20 protein-coding genes are annotated in these 24,837 nt (G+C 62.2%); 13 read left to right on the forward strand and 7 right to left on the reverse strand.

What is annotated here, in order from left to right; genetic code table 11:
- Nucleotides 1-133: 133 nt before the first annotated feature.
- The 4 genes from AC1M7R_RS14060 (at nt 134) to AC1M7R_RS14075 (ending at nt 7,517) form a co-directional block, all read left to right on the forward strand.
- The gene (locus AC1M7R_RS14060) at nt 134-3,427 is read left to right on the forward strand and encodes a transglutaminase family protein (protein WP_490609691.1); all 3,294 of its coding nucleotides are present in this window, start codon (nt 134-136) and stop codon (nt 3,425-3,427) included.
- Nucleotides 3,428-3,697: 270 nt separating this feature from the next.
- On the forward strand, nt 3,698-6,184 hold the full coding sequence (locus AC1M7R_RS14065; RefSeq protein WP_072458630.1) for a circularly permuted type 2 ATP-grasp protein: 2,487 nt from the start codon (nt 3,698-3,700) through the stop codon (nt 6,182-6,184).
- Nucleotides 6,184-7,077, forward strand: a complete 894-nt coding sequence (locus tag AC1M7R_RS14070) for a transglutaminase family protein (RefSeq protein ID WP_072397896.1) — start codon at nt 6,184-6,186, stop codon at nt 7,075-7,077. The genes AC1M7R_RS14065 and AC1M7R_RS14070 overlap by 1 nt, the downstream gene beginning before the upstream one ends.
- A gap of 62 nt (nt 7,078-7,139) precedes the next feature.
- The gene (locus AC1M7R_RS14075) at nt 7,140-7,517 is read left to right on the forward strand and encodes an NUDIX hydrolase (RefSeq protein ID WP_072397895.1); all 378 of its coding nucleotides are present in this window, start codon (nt 7,140-7,142) and stop codon (nt 7,515-7,517) included.
- A gap of 73 nt (nt 7,518-7,590) precedes the next feature.
- On the opposite strand, the gene AC1M7R_RS14080 is transcribed toward AC1M7R_RS14075, so the two are convergent.
- On the reverse strand, nt 7,591-7,776 hold the full coding sequence (locus AC1M7R_RS14080) for a hypothetical protein (protein WP_072397894.1): 186 nt from the start codon (nt 7,774-7,776) through the stop codon (nt 7,591-7,593).
- Nucleotides 7,777-7,844: 68 nt separating this feature from the next.
- Entirely contained in the window at nt 7,845-8,432 is a 588-nt protein-coding gene (locus AC1M7R_RS14085; protein ID WP_072397893.1) for a cytokinin riboside 5'-monophosphate phosphoribohydrolase, read from the reverse strand.
- 342 nt (nt 8,433-8,774) lie between these two features.
- On the opposite strand from AC1M7R_RS14085, the gene azu reads away from it, so the two are divergent.
- Nucleotides 8,775-9,221, forward strand: coding sequence for an azurin (azu, locus tag AC1M7R_RS14090; RefSeq protein WP_072397892.1), 447 nt, complete (start codon nt 8,775-8,777; stop codon nt 9,219-9,221).
- A gap of 102 nt (nt 9,222-9,323) precedes the next feature.
- Here azu and nadE read toward each other — a convergent pair whose 3' ends face one another.
- From nadE to AC1M7R_RS14105, 3 genes are all read right to left on the reverse strand, one after another.
- A complete protein-coding gene (nadE, locus tag AC1M7R_RS14095) occupies nt 9,324-10,151 on the reverse strand; it encodes an NAD(+) synthase (RefSeq protein WP_072397891.1) in 828 nt (275 codons plus the stop codon).
- 4 nt (nt 10,152-10,155) lie between these two features.
- On the reverse strand, nt 10,156-11,382 hold the full coding sequence (pncB, locus tag AC1M7R_RS14100) for a nicotinate phosphoribosyltransferase (RefSeq protein ID WP_072431700.1): 1,227 nt from the start codon (nt 11,380-11,382) through the stop codon (nt 10,156-10,158).
- A 236-nt stretch (nt 11,383-11,618) separates the two neighbouring features.
- Nucleotides 11,619-12,527, reverse strand: a complete 909-nt coding sequence (locus tag AC1M7R_RS14105; protein WP_072397889.1) for a LysR family transcriptional regulator — start codon at nt 12,525-12,527, stop codon at nt 11,619-11,621.
- Between the two features lie 175 nt (nt 12,528-12,702).
- Between AC1M7R_RS14105 and amaB the strand changes: the two genes are divergently transcribed.
- The 8 genes from amaB to AC1M7R_RS14145 all read left to right on the forward strand — a co-directional run bounded on the left by amaB (nt 12,703) and on the right by AC1M7R_RS14145 (nt 22,679).
- Nucleotides 12,703-14,193 carry an L-piperidine-6-carboxylate dehydrogenase gene (gene amaB, locus AC1M7R_RS14110; RefSeq protein ID WP_072397888.1) on the forward strand — a complete coding sequence of 497 codons (1,491 nt, stop codon included), beginning with the start codon at nt 12,703-12,705 and terminating at the stop codon, nt 14,191-14,193.
- Between the two features lie 169 nt (nt 14,194-14,362).
- The gene (amaA, locus tag AC1M7R_RS14115) at nt 14,363-15,646 is read left to right on the forward strand and encodes an L-pipecolate oxidase (RefSeq protein WP_165887923.1); all 1,284 of its coding nucleotides are present in this window, start codon (nt 14,363-14,365) and stop codon (nt 15,644-15,646) included.
- Nucleotides 15,647-16,010: 364 nt separating this feature from the next.
- Nucleotides 16,011-17,147, forward strand: coding sequence for an ABC transporter substrate-binding protein (locus tag AC1M7R_RS14120; protein ID WP_072397886.1), 1,137 nt, complete (start codon nt 16,011-16,013; stop codon nt 17,145-17,147).
- Between the two features lie 161 nt (nt 17,148-17,308).
- Complete coding sequence (locus tag AC1M7R_RS14125; protein WP_072397885.1) at nt 17,309-18,223, forward strand: ABC transporter permease subunit; 915 nt, start codon at nt 17,309-17,311, stop codon at nt 18,221-18,223.
- Between the two features lie 2 nt (nt 18,224-18,225).
- Nucleotides 18,226-19,506, forward strand: a complete 1,281-nt coding sequence (livM, locus tag AC1M7R_RS14130) for a high-affinity branched-chain amino acid ABC transporter permease LivM (protein WP_072397884.1) — start codon at nt 18,226-18,228, stop codon at nt 19,504-19,506.
- The gene (locus AC1M7R_RS14135; RefSeq protein WP_072397883.1) at nt 19,503-20,375 is read left to right on the forward strand and encodes an ABC transporter ATP-binding protein; all 873 of its coding nucleotides are present in this window, start codon (nt 19,503-19,505) and stop codon (nt 20,373-20,375) included. The genes livM and AC1M7R_RS14135 overlap by 4 nt, the downstream gene beginning before the upstream one ends.
- Complete coding sequence (locus tag AC1M7R_RS14140) at nt 20,372-21,088, forward strand: ABC transporter ATP-binding protein (RefSeq protein WP_072397882.1); 717 nt, start codon at nt 20,372-20,374, stop codon at nt 21,086-21,088. Before AC1M7R_RS14135 ends, AC1M7R_RS14140 begins: the two co-directional genes overlap by 4 nt.
- Nucleotides 21,089-21,914: 826 nt before the next feature.
- Entirely contained in the window at nt 21,915-22,679 is a 765-nt protein-coding gene (locus tag AC1M7R_RS14145; protein ID WP_072397881.1) for an SDR family oxidoreductase, read from the forward strand.
- 285 nt (nt 22,680-22,964) lie between these two features.
- Here AC1M7R_RS14145 and AC1M7R_RS14150 read toward each other — a convergent pair whose 3' ends face one another.
- A complete protein-coding gene (locus AC1M7R_RS14150) occupies nt 22,965-24,098 on the reverse strand; it encodes an AGE family epimerase/isomerase (protein WP_072458627.1) in 1,134 nt (377 codons plus the stop codon).
- Between the two features lie 130 nt (nt 24,099-24,228).
- Nucleotides 24,229-24,801, reverse strand: coding sequence for a HupE/UreJ family protein (locus tag AC1M7R_RS14155; RefSeq protein ID WP_490609692.1), 573 nt, complete (start codon nt 24,799-24,801; stop codon nt 24,229-24,231).
- Nucleotides 24,802-24,837: the final 36 nt, after the last annotated feature.

Raw genomic sequence — 24,837 nt, forward strand, 5'->3', positions numbered from 1 at the left:
TTGCACACAAATGCGGGCACCGCGCGGTTTTAGTGCTCTACTGCCCTGTGTGGACGAAGGAAGTGCCCGGCTTGCCTGCATGGCATAAGTCTTGCGCCGCTTTCGATAATGCCCAGGCCCGCAGGAGACCGCCGTGTCGATCCATGTTGCTTTGCATCACGTCACGCACTACCGCTACGACCGCGCCGTGGAGCTCGGTCCGCAGATTGTCCGCCTGCGTCCGGCGCCCCATAGCCGTACGCGCATCCTGTCGTATGCCTTGAAAGTCTCGCCCGACCAGCACTTCATCAACTGGCAGCAGGACCCCCAGGGCAATTACCTGGCGCGGCTGGTGTTTGCGCAGAAAACCCAAGAGCTGCGGATCGAAGTCGATCTGTTGGCGGAAATGGCGGTGTTCAATCCGTTCGACTTCTTTCTCGAGCCTTATGCCGAGCAGATTCCTTTTGCCTACGCGCCCGATGAAAAACACGAGTTGATGCCTTACCTGGAAAAGCTGCCGCTGACCCCCAGGTTCCAGGCCTACCTGGACAGTATCGAACGCACGCCGTTGCCCACGGTGGATTTCCTGGTGGCGCTCAACCAGCGCCTGAGCGAAGACATCAATTACCTGATCCGCATGGAGCCGGGTGTCCAGACGCCGGAGCACACTCTGGAGCAGGCATCCGGTTCCTGTCGCGATTCCGCCTGGCTGCTGGTGCAGCTGTTGCGTCACCTGGGCCTGGCCGCGCGTTTCGTCTCGGGCTATCTGATCCAGTTGACCGCCGATGTGAAAAGCCTCGACGGACCCTCCGGCACGGAGGTGGATTTCACCGATTTGCATGCCTGGTGCGAGGTTTACCTGCCCGGCGCCGGCTGGATCGGCCTGGATGCCACTTCAGGTTTGTTCGCTGGGGAAGGCCATATCCCCTTGGCTTGCAGTCCCGATCCGTCCTCGGCGGCGCCCATCACCGGGCTGGTGGAGCCTTGTGAATGCGAATTCAGCCACGAAATGGTCGTGGAACGGATCTGGGAAGCGCCGCGGGTGACCAAGCCTTACACCGACGAGCAATGGTTGGCGATCCAGGCGCTGGGGCGACAGATCGATACCGACCTGCTGGAGGGCGATGTACGGCTGACCATGGGCGGCGAGCCGACATTCGTGTCCATCGATGATCCGGATGGCGCCGAATGGAATACCGCAGCGCTCGGTCCGGACAAGCGTCGGCTCTCGGCCGAGCTGTTCGAGCGCATGCGCAAGCACTACGCGCCCCAGGGGCTGGTGCACTTCGGCCAGGGCAAGTGGTACCCCGGTGAACCGCTGCCGCGCTGGTCGCTCAATTGCTATTGGCGGCGTGACGGGGTGCCGATCTGGCGCAACGCCGCCCTGTTCGCGGATGAGCAACAGGACTACGGCGCCGATGGCGAGCTGGCCGGGCGCTTCCTGAAGAGCGTTGCCGAACGTCTGAAGATTCCTGCGCGCTTCGTGTTCCCAGCCTACGAAGACAATCTCTACTACCTCTGGCGCGAGGGCGCGCTGCCCTCGAACGTCACGGCCCAGGATGCGCGGCTGGAAGATGCCCTGGAGCGGGCCAGGCTGCGCAAGGTCTTCAACCAGGGCCTGGACAAGGTGATCGGCCAGGTCCTGCCATTGGCGCGTACCGCCAAGGGCGATCAATGGCAAAGCGGCCGGTGGTACCTGCGCGACGAACATTGTCGACTGGTGCCGGGGGACTCGCCCTTGGGCTATCGCCTGCCGCTGGCGTCCCAGCCGTGGGTCACGGCGGCGGAGTATCCGTTCATCCATCCCACCGATCCGAACCAGGACCTGCCCGGGCTGCCGGATGCCGAGCGATTGGCCCAGCATGGCGAGCCGGCCATCGACCAGGACCACGCGCCAGCCATCGACGAGTCCGCCGACTGGCTGACCCGCACGGCGCTGTGTGCCGAGGCGCGGGAAGGGCGGTTGTATGTGTTCATGCCGCCATTGGAGCGGGTCGAGAATTACCTGGAACTGGTGGCCGCCATCGAGGCCACGGCGCAGGAGCTGCATTGCCCGCTGCTGTTGGAGGGTTACGAACCGCCGAGTGATCCGCGCCTGAGCCATTTGCGCATCACGCCCGACCCAGGTGTGATCGAGGTGAACGTACAGCCTTCGGCGAGCTGGGATGAGTTGGTGGAGCGCACCGAGTTTCTCTACGAGCAGGCACGGCTGACGCGGCTGACGACCGAAAAATTCATGATCGATGGCCGCCACACCGGCACGGGCGGCGGTAATCATTTCGTCCTGGGCGGCGCGACTCCGGCTGACTCACCTTTTCTGCGGCGTCCTGACCTGCTGCGCAGTCTGATCAGCTACTGGCATAACCACCCATCGTTGTCCTACCTGTTTTCCGGATTGTTCATCGGTCCGACGTCCCAGGCGCCGCGGGTGGACGAAGCGCGTAACGACGCATTGTATGAACTGGAAATCGCGTTTGCCCAGATGCCCGCGCCTGGCGAGGAGTGCCCGCCATGGTTGGTCGACCGGCTGTTGCGCAACCTGTTGATCGACGTGACCGGCAACACCCACCGCGCCGAATTCTGCATCGACAAGCTTTATTCGCCGGACGGTGCCACCGGCCGGCTCGGTCTGTTGGAGTTGCGTGCGTTCGAAATGCCGCCTCATGCCCGCATGAGCCTGGCCCAGCAACTGCTGTTGCGGGCGCTGGTGGCGCGGTTCTGGCGCGAGCCCTATGCGCCGGCGAAACTGGCGCGCTGGGGCACCGAGCTGCACGATCGCTTCCTGCTGCCGCACTTTATCGAACAGGATTTCGCCGACGTGATTGTCGAGCTGAACGCCGCCGGTTATCCGTTGCGGGCCGAGTGGTTCGCCGCCCATCTGGAGTTCCGTTTTCCCAAGGTGGGCGACTATGCGGTGGGTGGCATCGAGTTGCAACTGCGCCAGGCCCTGGAGCCCTGGCATGTGCTGGGGGAAGAAGGTTCGGCGGGTGGGACCGTACGCTACGTGGATTCGTCCCTGGAGCGCCTGCAGGTCAAGCTCACTGGCATGGCGCCGCAACGTTATGTGTTGACCTGCAATGGCGTACCGGTACCGCTGCAACCCACCGGCCGGGTCGGAGAGTTCGTCGCCGGGGTGCGTTTCCGGGCCTGGCAGCCGGCCAGTTGCCTGCAACCCACCATCCCGGTCCATGCGCCACTGGTCTTCGACTTGCTCGACACCTGGGGCCAGCGCTCCGTGGGCGGTTGCCAGTACCATGTGGCTCATCCGGGCGGACGCAACTACGACAGCCTGCCGGTGAACGCCAACGAGGCCGAGAGTCGGCGAATGGCGCGTTTCTTCCGTCTCGGACACACACCGGGGAAACTTGCGACACCCAGCCTGACCGTGGATGACGAGTTTCCTTTCACCCTCGATCTGCGACGTGTCCAGGGGGCGACAAGCCTGTAATCTGGACCTGTGGCGAGGGGAGGAGCCTTGCTCGCCATATCTGGTTTCAGTCCGGACAGATTGTCTCTATCCGGGCATCATGCGCTTGCGCTAGGCTCTGTCTGAGAAGCCTTGAGACTCGTTCATGCTGCGTTGAAAACCTGCTCGGAATGCTCATTTACTCCAGTAAACTCCGCTTCCTCGCCGGTTTTCGCCTTGCCTGACCTTCGTCTCGAGGCTTTTCAAACAGAGCCTGGTCTCACCTTTCATTGCCGTCCTGCCGAGCTTTCCATGCCTGACCTGCTTGACCGTTACCCGCTGACGCCGGGCACCTATCATGAATTGCTGGACGATAGTGGCGCGGTACGCCCGCATTGGCGGCGTCTGTTCGATCAGTTGCAGCGCAGCACGCCGGCCCAGTTGGTCCAGCGTCAGGCCTTGCTGGCGCGACAGATCCAGGAGAACGGCGTCACCTATAACGTCTATGCGGATCCGAAGGGGGCCGACCGGCCGTGGGAGCTGGACCTGCTGCCCCACGTGCTCGACGCCGGGGAATGGAAGCAGCTGTCGGCGGGTATCGCCCAGCGTGCGCGATTGCTCAATGCGGTGCTGGCCGACCTGTACGGGCCGCAGCGGCTGATCAGTGAAGGGCTGTTGCCGGCGGAGCTGGTATTCGGACACAACAACTTTCTCTGGCCCTGCCAGGGCATCACGCCGCCGGATGGCAACTTCCTGCATCTGTATGCCGTGGACCTGGCCCGCGCGCCCGACGGTCGCTGGTGGGTCACGGCGGATCGGACACAGGCGCCCTCCGGGGCCGGTTATGCGTTGGAAAACCGCATGATCGTGTCCCGCGCCTTTCCCGACCTGTATCGCGACCTCAAGGTCCAGCATCTGTCCGGCTTCTTCCGCACCTTGCAGGAAACCCTCGCGCGCCAGGCCCCCAGCGATGGCGAGCCGCCCCTGGTGGTGCTGTTGACGCCGGGGCGGTTCAATGAGAGCTACTTCGAACATCTTTACCTGGCACGCCAGTTGGGCTATCCGCTGGTGGAAGGCGGCGACCTGACCGTGCGGGACGCCACGGTCTTCCTCAAGACGCTTAGCGGGTTGCGCCGGGTCCACGCCATCATGCGCCGGCTCGACGACGACTTCTGCGACCCCCTGGAGCTGCGCACCGACTCGGCCCTGGGCGTGCCGGGCTTGCTGGAGGCGGTGCGCCAGGGCCGGGTGCTGGTGGCCAATGCCCTGGGCAGCGGCGTACTGGAGTCTCCGGGGCTGCTGGGATTCCTGCCGAGGATCTGCGAGTTCCTGTTCGGCGAGACGCTCATATTGCCGTCCATCGCCACCTGGTGGTGCGGCGAGCCGCCAGTGCTGGCCCAGGCCCTGGAGAAACTGCCTCAGTTGCTGATCAGGCCGGCCTTTCCTTCCCAGAGTTTCAGCCCGGTGTTCGGCCGCGACCTGGACGACGAGCAGCGCGACCTGTTGGCGGCGCGTATCCGGGCGCGACCCTATGCGTATGTCGCCCAGGAGCTGGCGCACCTGTCCCAGGCGCCGGTATGGCAGGCCGAGGACGGTCAACTGCAGCCGCGGGCCATCGGCATGCGGGTGTACGCGGTATCCGGCGCAGACGGTTATCGGGTGTTGCCGGGCGGCCTGACACGCGTGGCGGCCGATGCCCACGCCGAAGTGGTGTCGATGCAGCGGGGCGGCGCCAGCAAGGACACCTGGGTGCTGGGAGAACAGGCCCCGGGTAGCGAGCAGTGGAAGGCCCAGCGAACAGTGGGCGTACACGATCTGGTCCGGCGCGATCCCTACCTGCCGTCCCGGGTCGTGGAAAACCTGTTCTGGTTCGGTCGCTATTGCGAGCGCTGCGATGACAGCGCGCGACTGCTGCGGATCATGCTGGCACGTTATGTCGACGGCGATGATCCACAGGCGCTGCAATCGGCCGTGGCCCTGGGGGAAAGCCTCATGCTGCTGCCCGAGGAGGGCGAGTTGCCCGAGCGTCTGCTGACGGCGCTGCTGGGGGACGACTGGTCGTTCAGCCTGCGTTCCAACCTGCAACGCCTGCAGTGGGCCGCCTCGCAGGTGCGCGGCAAGCTGTCCCGGGAGAACTGGCAAGCCTTGGTGGAACTGCAGCGAGAAGCCATGGAGCTGGAGACCGGGGAGCCGGATTTCGGTGAGCTGATGGATTTTCTCAACCGCCTGGTGATGTCCCTGGCGGCATTGTCCGGTTTCGCCCTGGACGACATGACCCGCGACGAGGGCTGGCGCTTCCTGATGATCGGCCGGCGCCTGGAGCGCCTGCAATTCCTCAGCAGCAGCCTGGCTGCGTTCCTGCGTGGCGAAGCGGTATTCGACCAGGCCGGGCTGGAGTGGCTACTGGAGCTGGGCAACAGCAGCATCACATATCGCTCGCGTTATCTGGCGGTGGCCCAGTTGATTCCGGTGCTCGACCTGTTGCTGCTGGATGAACAGAACCCCCACGCGGTGCTCTTCCAGCTGAAACTGGTGGCCCGCACCCTCAAGCGCCTTAACGATGACTTCGGCGCTCCCAGGGACACCGCGTTGCCGGGGCTGGTGATGCGCCTGTCACGTTTTGACCTGCGCTGTCTCGAAGATCCGTTGTTCGGCGAGGCCAGCCTGCGTGCGGCACTGGATGGGCTGGCCGATCTGTTGCAGGAGGTGGCGGACGCCAGTGGCCAGGTTTCGGACCGCCTGGCCTTGCGTCATTTCGCCCACGTCGATGATATCAGCCAGCGCACGGTGTCCGTCTGATGAACGCTCGTTACCAGATTCTCCATGACACCCATTACCACTACGACAGCCCGGTATCCCTGGCCCAGCAACTGGCCCATCTGTGGCCGCGTTCCTGTGACTGGCAGGTGTGTACCGAGCGGCAGCTGTCCATCAGCCCGGAGCCGACGACCCGGCGTGACGAGCAGGATGTCTTCGGCAACCCGCTGACCCGCCTGGCGTTCGAACGGCCCCACGACGAACTGTTGGTCAACGCCCGGCTGAGCGTCGAGGTGCTGGCCCGCCCCGAGCCGGACTTCCAGCGGTCTCCTGCCTGGGAATCGACCTGTAGCGCCTTGACCTACAGCAGTCGGCCGCTGGCTTCGCCGTTGCTGGATGCCTGCCGCTATCGTTTCGAGTCGCCCTATGTGCATCTCAAGCGCAGCTTCGTGGCGTTTTCCGAAAGCTGCTTCCCGCCGGGACGCCCGTTGATGCTCTGTATCCGGGCGCTGATGGAAAAGATTTTCCAGGAGTTCACCTTCGATGCCGAGGCCACCCAGGTCGCCACGCCATTGGTGGAGGTGCTGGAGCGACGACGGGGCGTTTGCCAGGACTTCGCCCACCTGATGCTGGCCTGCGTACGCTCCCGTGGACTGGCGGCACGGTACGTCAGCGGCTACCTGCTGACCCAGCCACCCCCTGGCCAGCCCCGGCTGATCGGTGCCGATGCATCCCATGCCTGGGTCTCGGTGTTCTGCCCGGTACTGGGCTGGGTGGATTTCGACCCGACCAACAACGTGTTGCCTGCCCTGGAGCACATCACCCTGGCCTGGGGCCGGGATTTCTCCGACGTGTCACCGCTGCGCGGGGTGATCCTGGGAGGTGGCAATCATGATCCCGAGGTGCGGGTGACAGTGATGCCGCTGGAGTCATGAAATCCTTGTGGGGGCGAGCTTGCTCCCACAGGTTGTGTTCAATCGGATGACGAGGTTTGCCCATGTTCCCGGTATCCATCAAAGGCGTACTGCAATCCCCCGAAGGCCTGGTCGTGCTGATGCTCAACGAACGGGACGAGTGGGAGCTGCCGGGTGGACGCATCGAGCTGGGTGAGACGGCGCCTCAATGCCTGGCGCGGGAAATTGCCGAGGAGCTGGCCGTCGAGGTGAGCGTGGGAGAACCGCTGGATTCGTATCTGTTCGAGGTCATCCCCGGCAAGCACGTCTTCATCGCCACTTACCGCTGCCAGTTGCAGGGGGGCTTCGTGCCGGCGATCAGTCATGAGCACAAGGAAATCGGCCTGTTCGAGCCGCAACGGTTGCCGGCGAATCTGCCGACGGGTTATCGCCAGTCGATCATCAAGGCCCTGGCGTCGTGAGGGCCGGCAGTGGGGCTGCCAGCCCGGGACACGGAATCGAGGGGCCGGATCGGATCATCGGGCCCGGGGGGTATCAGGCGTCGGGCACCTGATCTTTCGGTGTATCGGCATCCTGTTGTGCCGTCACGTCGCCTTCGGTATCCGGGGTCAGTGCCGCTTCTTCGGCTGTAGCTTTCTTGCGCTGGAGCTTTTCCTCTTTCTTCTGCTCCTTGGCCAGGTCTCTCTGACGTTTGGCGAAGGAATAATTGGGTTTGGCCATGGGCAATCCTCTGGGGTCGAAGGTGAGGTTGAGCGGCACATATTCTGCCCTGTATCGGGACCGAGCCGTTAGCTGGCTTTTTGCTGTTCCCATTTTGGCTGCACCGAGGGCCGCCATTGCGCCAGTGCATCGAGCAGGTTGTGTGGCGACTCGCTGACTTGCAGCATGTCGCGATGAGGGGGGCGGACGAAGCCTTCCTCGACGATATGATCGAGAAAGCCGGTGAGCTTGCTGTAGAAACCATTCACTTCCAGCAGCCCCAGCGGTTTGCCGTGGTAGCCGAGTTGGCCCCAGGTCCACACTTCGAACAGTTCTTCCAGCGTGCCCAGGCCACCGGGCAGCGCGATGAAGGCATCGCTGAGTTCGGCCATGCGGGCCTTGCGCGCATGCATGCCATCGACCACTTCCAGGCGGGTCAGGCCACTGTGGCCGATTTCCTTGTCCTTGAGGCTTTGCGGGATGATCCCGATGACTTCACCACCCGCCGCCAGGGCCGCATCGGCGACGATGCCCATCAGGCCGACGGCGCCGCCACCATAGACCAGCGTCAGCTTTCGTTCCGCCAAGGCTCGGCCCAGGGCCTGTGCCGCTTCGCGATAGGCCGGGTTGGCACCGGTGCTGGCACCGCAGAAAATACAGACAGAAGCTAAGGACATGCTTTACTCCAGAATCGATAACCGCTCCAGAGTAAAGCCTGGGCTGAAGATTGCGAAGGCTTAGATCTCGCGCCGGGGTTTTTCGTAGGTACCACTGGCGCCACAGGCGTACGCGGCGAGCAGGCTGCATATCAGGCTGTTGAAATTCATGGTGGTCGCTCCTCGAAGGTGATGAGGCCGATCATAGAGCGGTGCAGTACGTATGGCCGGTTGATTGTATCCATCAGGCTGATAGCCTTAAGTTGTATACAATTTTTGACTCAGGTCATAGGAACTTGTCTGAAATTCAGGCAGTCTTCCCCGACGAGGGAATTTTTCTTAACCATGCCTTGGAGATTCACGATGTTTGCCAAACTTGTAGCAGTATCCCTGTTGACACTGGCTAGCAGCCAACTGATGGCAGCGGAGTGCAAGACCACCGTCGACTCGACCGACCAGATGTCCTTCAGCACCAAGGCCATCGAGATCGACAAGAGCTGCAAGACGTTCACCGTCGAATTGAAGCACACCGGTAAATTGCCGAAAAACGTCATGGGCCATAACTGGGTGCTGAGCAAAGATACCGACATGCAGCCGATTGCCACTGACGGCCTGAGCGCGGGTGTCGACAAGAACTACCTCAAGGATGGCGACGCTCGCATCATCGCCCACACCAAGCTCATTGGCGGTGGCGAGACCGATTCGGTCACCTTCGATGTCTCGAAACTCAAGGCGGACGAAAAATACGGCTTCTTCTGCTCGTTCCCGGGCCACATCTCGATGATGAAAGGCACCGTTACCCTGAAGTAATACCTTCAGGCACAAAAAAGCGCCCATGCAGGGCGCTTTTTTTATGCCTGGCAATCGGGGAGCGAGCCTGCTCGCGATGACGCCAGATCAGGCTCCCGGCTGTCACGGGGCGTAGGGCAATACCCGCTTGTGCTCGGTCTTGCGATAGGTCTCGCAGATGATCCTGGCCGCTTCTTCCCGTATCGTCTTGCCATGCAGGAAGTCGTCGATCTCGCCATAGGTCACGCCATGGGCCGCTTCGTCGGGCTTGCCCGGGGAGAGGTCTTCCAGGTCGGCCGTGGGGACCTTTTCCACCAGCGATTCCGGCGCGCCGAAGTCACGGGCAATCGCCCGGACCTGATTCTTCACCAGGCCGCTCAGCGGCGCCAGGTCGCAGGCACCGTCACCGAACTTGGTAAAGAACCCCATGACCGCTTCGGCCGCATGGTCGGTACCGATCACCAGGCCTTGCTCGGCGCCGGCGATGGTGTATTGCGCCACCATGCGCATCCGCGCCTTGGTATTGCCCAGCACGAAGTCCCGCGAGCCGGGCCCCTTGCCTTCGAACGCCAGGATTTCCTTGGCCAGGGCCTTGACCGCCGGGCCGATGTTGACGGTGTGGCGCTCGTCAGGCTCGATGAAGTCGACGCAGGCCTGCGCTTCATGCTCATCGAACTGGGTTTCGTACGGCAGGCGCACGGCAATGAACTTGTAGGCCGCGTTACCGGTTTTTTCCCGCAGTTCGCGCACGGCACGCTGGGCCAGCAAGCCGGCGGTCAACGAGTCGACCCCGCCGCTGATGCCCAGTACGAGGCTCTTGAGCCCGGAATTGACCAGGCAGTCCTGGATGAAGCTCACTCGCCGGGCGATCTCTGCCTTGAGGGCGGCGTCATCGGCGAACGGTGGCTGGACCTTGAGCTGTTCAGCAATCTCACGCTGTACGGCTTGCATGAATTCACTCCTTGCTTGATGTGTCAGAAAGGGCGGCAGGTACTTGGAAAACGTGTCGCATGTAGGCGACGAAATTCGGATCCTTGCAGTGGGTCTTGCCGGGCTCGTCTGAAATCTTGGCCACGGGTTGCCCGTCACAGCTGATCATTTTAAGCACGATGCTCATGGGCTCCACGCCTGGAATGTCACAGGTCAGGTTGGTGCCAATTCCGAAGCTCACATTGATGCGACCACGCAATGCGCGAAAAATCTCCAGGCACTTGGGCAATGTCAGGCTATCGGAGAACACCAGCGTCTTGCTCATGGGGTCGATACCGAGCTTGTGGTAATGGGCGATGGCTTTCTCGGCCCACAGTACCGGGTCGCCCGAGTCATGGCGCAGGCCATCGAACAGCTTGGCGAAGAACAGATCGAAGTCGTTCAGGAACGCGTCCATGGTGATGCAGTCCGTCAGCGCGATTCCCAGCAGGCCCCGGTATTCGCGGACCCAGCAATCGAGGGCGGCGATCTGGCTGTCGATCAGTCGCGGGCCGAGTTGCTGGTGGGCCATGATCCACTCGTGGGCCATGGTGCCCAGGGGTTTCATGTCCAGCTCCCGGGACAGGTGCACGTTGCTGGTGCCGACGAAGCGCCCGGGGAAATCATGCTTGAGCACGTTCACCACTTCTTCCTGGGTGCGGTAGGAAAACCGTCGACGGGTGCCGAAGTCGGCCACTTGCAGTTCGCACAGTTCGTCCGCGCTGGCGTTGGCGGCCAGCCAGTCGAACTTGCGATACAACTGCTCCCGGGCCTGTTCCAGGATGATTTCGCGGTAGCGATAGCGGTTGCGCACTTCGCTGACGATGGCCAGCAGCGGTACTTCGAACAGGATCACGTGCAGCCACGGCCCACGCAGGCGGATGAACAGCTCGCCATTTTCGATGCCGGTGTGCACGTAGCGCAGATTGAAGCGGAACAGCCCGAGGAAACGCAGGAAGTCCGGCTTGAGGAAGCTGATGCGCTCCAGGAAACTCAACTGGTCGGCGCTCAGGCTCAACTCGGCCAGCCGTTCGATCTGGAAGCGGATCTCCGCCAGATACGGGCGCAGGTCTTCACTGTTGCGGCAACGGAACTCCCATTCGACTTCAACGTTGGGGTAGTTGTGCAGTACCGCCTGCATCATCGTCAGTTTGTAGAAGTCGGTGTCGAGCAGGTTCTGCACGATGCGATCGGCAAATACGCTCTCGCTCATAGGGTTCTCCAGACAGGTCACTGCGGCGGGCAGCGGTTTGGGATGAGTGGGTTAGTGGCGCATAACCTGGGTGGGTATTGCCAGAGATTTTTGGTCACCGATTTTTCTGTGGCAAAGGCCTCTCTACTGTGGCGGGGGAATTTATCCCCGCTGGGCGCCTGGCGCCCCATCAATTATTGGGCCTGCTGCGCAGTCCGGCGGGAATAAGTCCCCTCGCCACGGGGGCAAGCCAATGGCTATTGCGGCGTACCCGGATTGCCGAGCTGCTCCAGCATCCATTCCACGAAATACTTCACCTTGGGCACTTCCGCCGAGTGTTCGGGGTAGGCCAGGTAGTAGGCGCTGGTGCTGGGCATGGCATGTTCCCAGGGGATGACCAGCTTGCCGTCGGCCAGTTCTTCTTCCACCAGGAAACGCGGCAGCAGGGCTACGCCGCAACCAACCTGGGCCGCGCGGATGCACATATAGAAGGTTTCGAAGCGCGGGCCGTGGTAGCTGTGTTCGGTGTGGTAGCCCTGGCTGTCGAACCAGTCATGCCAGGCCTGGGGTCGCGAGGCATTCTGCAGCAAGACCAGGTCCGCCAGTTGTGTCGGGTCGGTGAAGGGTTTCTCCGGAAGGCTGGACGGTGCGCAGACCGGCACCAGCTCCTCGTCGAACAGCCGCAGGGATTCGGTACCGGGCCGCGAGCCCTGGCCGAAATAGAATGCCAGGTCGCTGCGTCCCTGCAGCAGGTCATCGGCCTCCTGTTCGCTGCAGACGTCCAGATGAATCTTCGGATGCCGCAGGCGCCAGCCCTTGAGCCGTGGGACCAGCCAGCGGGCGCCGAAGGTCGGAGGGGCCGAGACCCTGAGCACCTCGGTATCGCCGCCATAGGAGCGCAGGTAATGGGTGGACATCTCCACCTGGGAAAGGATCTTGCGTACCTCCCCCAGGTACAGGTCGCCCGCCGGCGTCAGTTGCAGGCGGCGGCGCACGCGGCGAAACAGCAGGTGCTGCAGCAACTCCTCGAGTTGCGCGACCTGTTTGCTGACGGCGCTCTGGGTCAGGTGGAGTTCTTCGGCGGCCCGGGTGAAACTCAGGTGGCGAGTCACTGCTTCGAAGCACTGCAGCGCCGTGATCGACGGCAAATAGCGTTTGTTGAGCATGATGAGGCCTTGTTTCCTGTCGCTCGGTATGTCCCGTGACGGGCAGCATGAATAAACGGAATGATATCTCGCTTAAAGGTCGTTTGTTGGCAAGTCTCGGGCCAGCTACAACTACAGGTCTGTTCAGTCGGAAATCCGGCTGCCAATCCTTTGTCTTTCGCTTGAGGAATTAATCATGGTTGCTGCATTGCTCGATCGTCTGGGCGTCGCCCCGGCCCTGTACCAGAACGGCACGCAGGCGGTGCATTCGCCCATCGACGGCAGTCGCATCGGCGCCGTGAATTGGGAAGGCGCCGCCGAAGTCGAGCAGCAGGTCAGCCGCGCCCAGCATGCCTTCGACCTGTGGCGCCAGGTGCCCGCCCCGCGTCGCGGCGAACTGGTGCGTCAGTTCGGCGACCTGTTGCGTGAGTACAAGGCCGATCTCGGCGAACTGGTGTCCTGGGAAGCCGGCAAGATCACCCAGGAAGGCCTGGGCGAAGTGCAGGAGATGATCGACATCTGCGACTTCGCCGTCGGCCTGTCCCGGCAGTTGTATGGCCTGACCATCGCTTCCGAGCGTCCGGGCCACCACATGCGCGAGACCTGGCATCCACTGGGCGTGGTCGGCGTCATCAGCGCCTTCAACTTTCCTGTGGCCGTCTGGGCCTGGAACACCACGCTGGCGCTGGTCTGCGGCAACCCGGTGATCTGGAAGCCTTCGGAAAAGACCCCGCTCACCGCCCTGGCTTGCCAGGCGCTGTTCGAGCGCGTGCTGAAGAACTTCAGCGATGCGCCACCCTACCTGAGCCAGGTGATCATCGGCGGCCGCGATGCCGGTGAAGCACTGGTGGACGATCCTCGCGTGGCGCTGATCAGCGCCACCGGCAGCACTCGCATGGGCCGGGAAGTGGCGCCAAAAGTCGCGGCGCGTTTCGCCCGCAGCATCCTGGAACTGGGCGGTAACAACGCCATGATCCTCGCCCCGAGCGCCGACCTGGACATGGCGGTACGTGCGATCCTGTTCAGCGCTGTCGGCACCGCCGGCCAGCGGTGCACGACTCTGCGCCGGCTGATCGCCCACGAATCGGTGAAAGAGGAAATCGTCACCCGCCTCAAGGCCGCCTATTCGAAGGTCCGCATCGGCCATCCGCTGGAAGGCAACCTCGTGGGGCCGCTGATCGACAAGCAAAGCTTCGACAACATGCAGGATGCACTGGAACAGGCGTTGAGCGAGGGAGGCCGGGTGTTTGGCGGCGAGCGCCAGCTCGAAGACCAGTTCCCGGATGCCTACTACGTGTCCCCGGCCATCGTCGAGATGCCGGAACAGAGCGATGTGGTTCGCCACGAGACCTTCGCGCCGATCCTGTACGTGGTCGGCTACAAGGACTTCGCCGAGGCGCTGCACCTGAACAATGCCGTGCCCCAGGGCCTGTCGTCCTGCATTTTCACCACCGATGTGCGTGAAGCCGAGCAGTTCATGTCGGCCGTGGGCAGCGACTGCGGCATCGCCAACGTCAACATCGGCCCGAGCGGTGCGGAAATCGGTGGGGCCTTCGGCGGCGAGAAAGAAACCGGCGGTGGCCGCGAATCCGGTTCCGACGCCTGGCGTGCCTATATGCGCCGCCAGACCAATACGGTGAACTACTCGCTGGAGTTGCCCCTGGCGCAGGGGATCACTTTCGACTGAGGTCGCCTGGGCCGGATCTTCGATTCGTGAAGGTCCCTCGTGGGAGCGAGCTTGCTGGCGATGACGGCGGCACATTCAACAGGGGAATGACTGGGGAATCGCTATCGCGAGCAAGCTCGCTCCCACACTGAATAGTGTGATGGTTGGGTTTCATTTCCGGAGTCTGGCAATGCCGTTACGCGAAGAATGTCTATGGGAAAAACTGACGCCGCAAAGACCTGAGCACCCCTCGCTCACTGGCGAAATCAACGCCGACGTCTGTGTCATCGGTGCAGGTTTCACGGGGTTGTCGGCGGCGGTGCATTTGCTGGAGCAGGGCAAGCGCGTCGCGGTGCTGGAAGCCCACCGGGCCGGGCAGGGCGGTTCGGGGCGCAACGTCGGGCTGGTGAATGCCGGCCTGTGGATCCCGCCGGACGATATCGAAGCCGGGTTCGGCGAAGCGGTGGGCAGCCAGCTCAACCGCATGCTGGGGGCGGCGCCGGCCCTGGTGTTCAGTCTTGTCGACAAATATGGCATCGATTGCCAATTGCGCCGTGAAGGCACCTTGCACATGGCCCATAACGCCCGGGGCGAGGCTGACCTGCGTAGTCGCGAGGCGCAATGGAAGCGTCGTGGCGCCCCGGTGCAATTGCTTACCGGCGAGGCCTGTGTGCAAGCCACCGGTACTTCCAGGATCGCCGCGGCACTGCTCGACCGCCGCGCCGGCACACTCAATCCGATGGCCTACACCAGCGGATTGGCCAAGGCCGCCACGGACCTGGGCGGCCGGCTGTTCGACCATTCGCCGGTGACACGCCTGGAACGCCAGGGCCAGCGCTGGTCGGTGCAGACCGCCCAGGGCTGCGTCCTGGCCGAGCAGGTGGTGATCGCCTCCAACGCCTACACCGAGGGCGACTGGACTGCGCTGCGGCGCAATTTCTTCCCCGGTTATTACTACCAGGTCGCTTCTGTTCCACTGGCTGACGAGGCGGCTGCTCGCATATTGCCGGGCGGCCAGGGGTCTTGGGATACCCGCCAGGTGTTGAGCAGTATTCGCCGGGACAAGGACGGTCGCCTGCTGCTGGGCAGCCTGGGTAATGGCAATCGCAAGCCTGCCTGGTTTCTCAAGGCCTGGGCCGACCGGGTCCAGCAATATTATTTCCCTTACCTCAAGTCGGTGGAGTGGGAGTGCACCTGGACCGGCTGCATAGCCTTCACGCCTGACCACCTGATGCGTCTGTTCGAGCCGGCGCCCGGCCTCGTGGCTGTCACCGGTTACAACGGTCGGGGCGTGACCACCGGTACGGTGGTGGGCAAAGCCTTCGCCGACTACCTGTGCCACGGCGATGCGAAGGCACTGCCGATTCCGTTCGCACCCATGCAGCCGGTGACTGGCGCAGGCTTGCGCAGTTGCCTGTACGAGGCGGGATTCTCCCTGTATCACGCGGGCCAGTGCCTGCGGATCGTCATTTGAGTGTTGAAAAGTGTTGCACAGACCGGCGTTTTCCGGCGCAGGGTCTAGCCTGTTATGGTGCGGGTTGTAGCAAACGCGCACCGGTAGTGTGCAGTTCGGTGACGCAGGTTGTTACAGGCAGGTTGCACGTCGTTTCGCGCACTGGTTGCAATGATGGCTCAGGGATGGTTGTACTCATTTGAATCGAAGGTTGCACCTTGTGCGGTTTAGACGGTTGCACGCCCTGTGAAAAAGGGCCCGAAACAGTCGAAATAACAATAAAGCAGCGACTTTTTGAAGAATAAAAAACCGATGGCACGGCCCTTGCTCAGAGCTTCTATGTGAAGTCGCAGTGCCAACTAAAAAAACCTTGGAGCACCACCTCATGTCCCAGACGTTTTACAAGAAAGGCTTTCTGGCCCTCGCAGTCGCTACTGCGATGGGTGTTTCTGCGTTTGCTCAGGCCGACATCAAGATCGGCGTAGCGGGTCCCATGACTGGCGCCAACGCCGCATTTGGCGAGCAATACATGAAAGGGGCTCAGGCAGCGGCGGACGAGATCAACGCCAAGGGCGGCGTGAACGGCGAGAAGATCGTGCTGGTGGCCGGTGACGATGCGTGCGAACCGAAGCAGGCCGTGGCCGTGGCCAACCGCCTGGTAGACCAGGAGAAAGTCGCCGGCGTGGTCGGTCACTTCTGCTCTTCGTCCACCATCCCGGCCTCCGAGGTCTACGATGAAGCCGGCGTCATCGCCATCACCCCGGGTTCCACCAACCCGCAGGTCACCGAGCGGGGCCTGAGCGCGATGTTCCGCATGTGCGGTCGTGACGACCAGCAGGGTATCGTGGCCGGTGACTACATCGTCGACGTGCTCAAGGGCAAGAAAGTCGTTGTCCTGCACGACAAGGACACCTATGGCCAAGGCCTGGCGGATGCCACCAAGGCCCAGCTGGCCAAGCGTGGCGTGACCCCGGTGCTGTACGAAGGCCTGACCCGCGGCGAAAAAGACTTCAGCGCCGTGGTTACCAAGATCCGCTCGGCCGGTGCCGACGTAGTCTACTTCGGCGGCCTGCACCCGGAAGCCGGTCCACTGGTTCGCCAACTGCGCGAACAAGGCCTCAAGGACGTGAAATTCATGTCCGACGACGGCATCGTGACCGACGAACTGGTCACCACCGCTGGCGGCGCGCAATACGTCGACGGCGTCTACATGACCTTCGGTGCCGACCCGCGCCTGCTGCCGGACAGCAAGGCCGTGGTGGATGCGTTCCGTGCCAAGGGCACGGAACCTGAGGGCTACACCCTGTACGCCTATGCTTCGGTCCAGACCCTGGCTGCCGGCTTCAACGGTGCCAAGTCCAACAAGGGCGAAGATGCGTCCAAGTGGCTCAAGGCCAATCCGGTCCAGACCGTGATGGGCAAGAAGGAGTGGGACAGCAAGGGCGACCTGAAAGTCTCCGACTACGTGGTCTACCAGTGGGACAAGAACGGCAAGTATCACCAGTTGGAAAAACAGAAGTAAGGACTCAAGCGGCCGTCCAGGCTTCCTTGGGAACGGGTTCGTCCCGGTTCCCAAGGCGCTCGCCGGTCGCGCCTGACATCGCTCCGACGTAAATCTGTATTTTCCTTAGAAGAACCGCACGCCCCAAGGGTGTGCAGGTTCTCACTGCGTGAGATTGCGTTATGGATGGTATTTTCCTGCAGCAACTGATCAACGGCCTGACCCTCGGGTCGGTCTATGGTCTGATCGCCATCGGCTACACAATGGTCTATGGCATCATCGGCATGATCAACTTCGCCCACGGCGAGGTTTACATGATTTCCGCTTACCTCGCGGCAATCAGTCTGGCTCTGCTGGCTTACTTCGGTATCGAATCCTTCCCGCTAATGATCCTTGGCACTCTCGTGTTCACGATCGTGGTCACCGGGGTATACGGCTGGGTCATCGAACGCGTCGCCTACAAACCCCTGCGCAACTCCACCCGGCTGGCACCGTTGATCAGTGCCATCGGTATTTCGCTGATCCTGCAGAACTATGCACAGATCAGCCAGGGCGCCCGCCAACAGGGCGTGCCAACACTGCTCGAAGGCGCCATGCGCGTGGATATCGGCACCGGCTTCGTCCAGCTCACCTACACCAAGATCTTCATCCTGGTGGCGGCTTTCGCCGGGATGGCCTTGCTGACCTACATCATCAAGTACACCAAGCTCGGCCGCATGTGCCGCGCCACCCAGCAAGACCGCAAGATGGCCTCCATCCTGGGGATCAATACCGACCGGGTGATTTCCTACGTGTTCATCATCGGTGCAGCCATGGCGGCCCTGGCCGGCGTGCTGATCACCATGAACTACGGCACGTTCGACTTCTATGCCGGCTTCATCATCGGCATCAAGGCGTTCACTGCGGCGGTACTCGGCGGCATCGGCTCCCTGCCTGGGGCCATGCTCGGCGGCATCATCCTCGGGATCTCCGAGTCGCTGTTCTCCGGTCTGATCAACTCCGACTACAAAGACGTGTTCAGTTTCTCGCTGCTGGTGCTGATTCTGATTTTCCGTCCCCAAGGCCTGTTGGGTCGCCCACTCGTGGCGAAGGTATAAGTATGTCTGCTGCCAATAAACCGCTTGATATCAAACAGAGCGTCATCGACGCGATCCTGGCCGGCCTGATCTCGCTGATCGTGTTCGGGCCGATTGTCGGCGTGGTGCTCGATGGCTACAGCTTCAACTTGCAGCCGGCCCGCGTCGGCTGGCTGGTGGCCGTGGTGATGGCCGGGCGTTTCGCCCTGAGCCTGTTCCTGCAGACCCCCCGGGGGCTGAAGATCCTCCAGGGTTTCGAGACCACGGGTTCCGGCGTGCATGTGCTGCCGCCGGACTACAAGTCACGCCTGCGCTGGATCATCCCCGCGCTGATCGTGATCGCCATCGTGTTCCCGTTCTTCGCCAACAAATACGTGCTTACCGTGGTCATCCTCGGGTTGATCTACGTCTTGCTGGGACTGGGACTGAACATCGTGGTCGGCCTGGCCGGCTTGCTCGACCTGGGCTACGTGGCGTTCTACGCCATCGGCGCCTATGGCCTGGCGCTGGGCTATCAGTACCTGGGGCTGGGTTTCTGGACGGTGCTGCCGCTGGCGGCCATCGCGGCGGCGTTGGCCGGATGCATATTGGGGTTCCCGGTGTTGCGAATGCACGGTGACTACCTGGCCATCGTGACCCTGGGCTTCGGCGAGATCATCCGTCTGGTGCTGAACAACTGGCTGTCCTTCACCGGCGGCCCGAACGGCATGCCGGTCCCGTCGCCGACCTTCCTCGGCCTGGAGTTCGGCCGCAGGGCGAAGGAGGGAGGGGTGCCCTTCCATGAGTTCTTCGGCATCGACTACAACCCCAACCTGAAATTCCTGTTCATCTACATCGTGCTGTTCATCACCGTGCTGCTGGTGCTCTACATCAAGCATCGCCTGACCCGCATGCCGGTCGGCCGGGCCTGGGAAGCGCTGCGCGAGGACGAGATCGCCTGTCGTTCCATGGGGTTGAACCACGTGCTGGTCAAGCTCTCGGCGTTCACCATTGGCGCTTCCACGGCCGGCCTGGCCGGGGTGTTCTTCGCCAGCTACCAGGGCTTCGTCAACCCATCTTCGTTCACCTTCTTCGAGTCGGCGCTGATCCTGGCGATCGTGGTCCTGGGGGGCATGGGCTCGACCGTCGGCGTGGTGATCGCCGCGTTCGTGCTCACTGTGGCACCGGAGCTGCTGCGCAGCTTCTCCGAATACCGCGTGCTGCTGTTCGGAGTGCTGATGGTGTTGATGATGATCTGGCGGCCTCGTGGCCTGATTCGCATCAGTCGTACCGGTGTGACGCCGCGTAAAGGAGTAGCGCCATGAGTGAAGTCGTACTCCAGGTTGAAAACCTGATGATGCAGTTCGGTGGGATCAAGGCCCTCAGCGACGTCAGCCTGCAAGTCAAGCGTAACTCGATCTTCGCCCTGATCGGCCCCAACGGTGCGGGCAAGACCACGGTGTTCAACTGCCTGACCGGTTTCTACAAGGCTTCTGGCGGCAAGATCGAACTCAATGTGCGCGGCGAACATACCAACGTCATCAAGCTGCTGGGCGAACCGTTCCGTCCTACCGATTTCGTGTCGCCGAAAGCCTTCGCCAGCCGGCTGTATTACAAGATGTTCGGCGGCACCCACCTGGTGAACCGTGCCGGCCTGGCCCGTACTTTCCAGAACATTCGCCTGTTCAAGGAAATGTCGGTGCTGGAAAACCTGTTGGTGGCCCAGCACATGTGGGTCAACCGCAGCCTGGTGGCTGGTGTCCTCAATACCAAGGGCTACCGCAAGGCGGAAAGCGATGCCCTGGATCACGCGTTCTACTGGCTGGAAGTGGTGGACCTGGTGGATTGCGCCAACCGCCTGGCCGGCGAGCTTTCCTACGGCCAGCAACGGCGTCTGGAAATCGCCCGGGCCATGTGTACCCGTCCGAAGATCATCTGCCTGGACGAACCGGCCGCCGGCCTCAACCCTCAGGAAACCGAAGCGCTGAGCGCGATGATCCGGCTGCTGCGCGACGAGCACGATCTGACCGTGGTGCTGATCGAACACGACATGGGCATGGTAATGAGCATTTCCGACCACATCGTGGTGCTGGACCACGGCAACGTCATCGCCGAGGGCAGCCCCGAGGCGATCCGCAACGATCCGAAAGTGATCGCGGCCTACCTGGGTGCCGATGAAGAGGAGCTGGTATGAGTGGACCTATCCTCGAGCTCAAGGAGCTGGACGTTTTCTACGGACCGATCCAGGCCCTGAAGAAAGTCTCGCTGCACATTGGCGAAGGCGAGACCGTGAGCCTGATCGGCTCCAACGGCGCCGGCAAGTCCACACTGCTGATGTCGATCTTCGGCCAGCCGCGGGCGGCGAGTGGGCAGATCGTTTACCGGGGCGTGGACATCACGCACAAGTCGTCCCACTACATCGCCTCCAACGGCATCGCCCAGTCGCCGGAAGGGCGGCGGGTATTCCCCGACATGACCGTCGAGGAAAACCTGCTGATGGGCACCATTCCCATCGGTGACAAGTTCGCCAGCGAAGACATGCAGCGCATGTTCGAGCTGTTTCCCCGGCTCAAGGAGCGGCGCAACCAGCGGGCCATGACCATGTCCGGTGGCGAGCAGCAAATGCTCGCCATTGCCCGGGCGTTGATGAGCCGGCCGAAGTTGCTGCTGCTCGATGAGCCGAGCCTGGGGTTGGCGCCGATCGTGGTGAAGCAGATCTTCGCCACCCTGCGTGAACTGGCGTCCACCGGCATGACCATATTCCTGGTGGAGCAGAACGCCAACCACGCGCTGAGGCTGTCGGATCGGGCCTATGTCATGGTCAACGGCGAAATCCGCATGACCGGCACCGGCAAGGAATTGCTCGCCAACGAGGAAGTGCGCAACGCCTACCTGGGCGGGCATTGAGGCTGCTGTTGCTGTAACAGGAACCGGCGAGTGATCGCCGGTTTTTTTATCCCTTCACAATGCACCCATCCTTGCTCGCGATGACGGCGGCACATTCAATACAGAAATGACAGGTAGACCGCTATCGCGAGCAAGCTCGCTCCCACGGGGTTTTGGGCCATGGCGGGAATTGTGGACAACAATCCTGAAGGCTTGCCAAACCGCGACATAAAGTCGCCGCAAACAGTTGTTTTGTCACGGTTTTGACTTGTCCCCGTTTGCTGTGGAACTGGCTGTGGGTAACGTGGGAGTAGCTGTCTGAAAGCCTTTGTTTACGTGGCTTGCAGACGTGTGATTGTTTTTTGATCAGGGATTTTTTGCTTAGAGTCATTGGCTATTGTCAACACTTTTGTAGCCTCGCAAAGCGTTCGGAAAATCGGTGGGCAAGCCTGTGGATAACTCTGTGATTAAACACTGGAAAGACTGCGCTGAGGGCCGTCGTTGCTGGCTTCGAGCCATCGCCTATCCTTGTGCCTGCTTATAGCAGATAACCTGATGTGCACAACCTGCGTCGCAGGGTCAAGGGAAAAAATTTTCCAGATGTCCCGCAAAGCCTTATGCACAGCGGCCTGCAGCGTTTGTACTTGCCCCCGATTACTGTGGACGTGCCTGTGGATAAGGTGCGGGCAATCTGCTGCATCGCTTGTCCTGCAAGGCTTGTAGCCGATTGGTTGTTTTTTGAGCAGTGCGCCGGGGAAGAACATGAGCGGCGTTCAGTTGCCGCTCCTCATCAGGCCGGGCATCCTATGGACCCATTTCATCCATTGGCCTTAGCAAGGAGAACACGATGTCCAACACCCTGTTTATCACCGGCGCCACGTCCGGTTTTGGTGAAGCCTGTGCCCGTCGTTTCGCCGAGGCCGGCTGGAAACTGGTGCTGACCGGTCGTCGTGAAGAGCGCCTCAATGCCCTGTGTGCCGAATTGTCGAAGCAGACCGAAGTGCATGGCCTGGTGCTGGATGTGCGTGACCGCAAGGCCATGGAGGAAGCCATCGCCAATCTTCCCCCGTCCTTCGCCACCCTGCGAGGGCTGATCAACAACGCCGGCCTGGCCCTGGGCGTCGACCCGGCGCCCAAGTGCGACCTCGATGATTGGGACACGATGGTCGATACCAATGTGAAGGGCCTGATCTACAGCACTCGCCTGCTGTTGCCGCGCCTGATCGCCCACGGTCGTGGCGCGGGGATCATCAACCTGGGCTCCATCGCCGGTAACTATCCATACCCGGGCAGTCACGTGTATGGCGCGAGCAAGGCGTTCGTCAAACAGTTCTCGCTGAACCTGCGCTGCGATCTGCAAGGCACCGGTGTGCGAGTGAGTAATATCGAGCCAGGCCTGTGTGAAAGCGAGTTTTCCCTGGTGCGCTTCGGTGGCGATCAGGAGCGTTACAACGCGACTTACGCCGGCGCCGAGCCGATCCAGCCACAGGACATCGCGCAAACCATCTTCTGGGTGCTCAATGTCCCGGCGCACATCAACATCAACAGCCTGGAGCTGATGCCGGTGAGCCAGACCTGGGCCGGATTCGCCATCGAGCGAAACAAGGCGTAGCGGGAGATTCTGTGGCGAGGGGGTATCCCCGTAGCTGAGCGTAGTTCCCCTAGGCTATGTACGAAATTGTTTGGAACTTGGTTATGCGGCGTTAAAAACCGGCTCGGAATGCTCATTGACAGCCAGTCAACTCCGCTTCCTCGCCGGTTTTTGCCTTGCCCAACCTGCGTTTAAAGCAATTTCGTGCAGAGCCTAAGACCTGAGCCTGCGATCTATCTTTTTCAGGGCTGCTGCGCAGCCCTGCGAGCGGTGCGACGTTTCGCTAGATCCCTCGCCACAGAGGCGCTATGCCAGGTACTCGGCAAGTCCACGATAGCAGGTCAGCAGGTGATACGGCGTGGTGGAGGGCATGTCCCGACGGCTGACGACGCCGTCGGCGTCCAGGCATTCGTTCCAGCCTCTGTTATGCAGGAAATGTTGCTGCAACGCTTGCAACTGACGCAGCAAAGCCCCCTGGTTCCCCGGGCGTAACGTGAGTGCCCGCAGGTATTCGGCCTGGGCCCAGATGCGTTGGGTCGCGTCCCGTGGCGTCGCTTGCGGTTGCGGGTCGAGCATGGCGCACACCGCCCCGGATTTCATGTCCACGCCCTGTCGTTCGCTCTGATCGAAGCTGTGCTCCAGGGCCGTGTGCAACGTGCCGCCACGCAACAAGGGCGACGAGGCCAGCAGGTAATACCATTCGAACTGGTGGCCCGGCTCGTACCAGTTATCCACAGCCCCGAGGGGCTTCTCCATCATGACGCGCTGCTGCGGGTCAATGAAACGCTCGGACATCCCATCACACAACGCCAGCAATGCCTGTCGGACAGTGGCGTCGTCACGCACAGAAAGCACGGCGAGGAACGCTTCGGCCAGGTGCATCAGGGGGTTCTGCAAGGGGCCTGTTCCGAGCTCGGACCAGTCGCGCCCGAGGCTGGCCTCATAGAGCCCGTCGTGGCTGGCGAAGCGCTGGGCGATGACTTGCAGGGCGGCGTTGAGTACCGACTCCACCAGCGGCTCGCCAACCTTGGCCCAGTAATGGGCACAGGCGAAAAGGATGAAGGCGTGGGTGTAGAGGTCCTTGGTTGAATCCAGCGGCGCGCCTTGCGGGTCGATGCTGTAGAACCAGCCGCCGTGTTCGGCATCGTGGAAGTGCCGCTGCAACGAGCGAAACAGTGCAGAGGCACGTTCTGCGGCGCCTGGCACCTCGCCCATCAGACTGGAGAACACATACAACTGTCGCGCACAGGCCATGGCGCGGTAGCGCTGGGGTGGCAGCGGCGCATGTCCGGCATCCAGGGCTTCATAGGGCAGTGCCAGTTCGGCGTTCCAACCCGGGCCTTGCCACATCGGCACGATCACGTCGTGAAAATGCTGACGCACTGTTGCGAACAGGGCGATCAATTCAGGCTGGGGAGCGGGGCGGGAAGCATCAGGCATCGGTGGAGGTCGTCACGGCTGGGGGCGATTGCGCGACATGGTAGCAGAGTGACCGACTCCAGAGAGATGGCGCCTGCAAGTCCGTCATCGCGAGCAAGCGCGCGATGACGGCCTGGCAGGCGCTAAAGAATCAGCCCGCCAGCAACCAAACCCCAGTCGCCGCCGAAGCTGCCCCGGCCAATCGAATCAACGGCGCCGCTGCCCGAGGCAACACCCGCACCAGCGCGAAACCTGCACCATGCAGCGCCGCCGTGGCTGCGACAAAGCCTGTCGCATAAGCCCACGGGGTCGACATGTCCGGCAATTCCAAGCCATGGGCGACGCCATGGAACAGCGCAAACAGGGCGGTTGCACCGACCGCCAGGCCCAGCGGCGGACGCACCGCCAGTGCCACGGCCAGGCCCAGGGCGAGCACCGAGGCGGCGATGCCGCTTTCCAGCGCCGGCAGGTCCAGGCCTTCAAAGCCCAGCAGGCCGCCAAGCAGCATCGTACTGGCGAAGGTGCATGGCAATGCCCAGCGCGCGGCGCCTTGTTGTTGCGCAGCCCACAAACCGACCGCCAGCATCGCCAGCAAATGGTCGAGCCCGCCGATGGGATGGCCGAGGCCGGCGATCAGGCCATTGTCGCCGTGGCCGGGGTGGGCGAATGCCAGGGCCGGAGTCAGCAGCAGGGCCAGGGCGCCGAAGAGGCGTTTGAGTGTCATGGATAAGCTTCCTTGTTGATGGTGGAAAAGGCGGGG

The organism is Pseudomonas sp. MS01C9 (assembly GCF_058202755.1).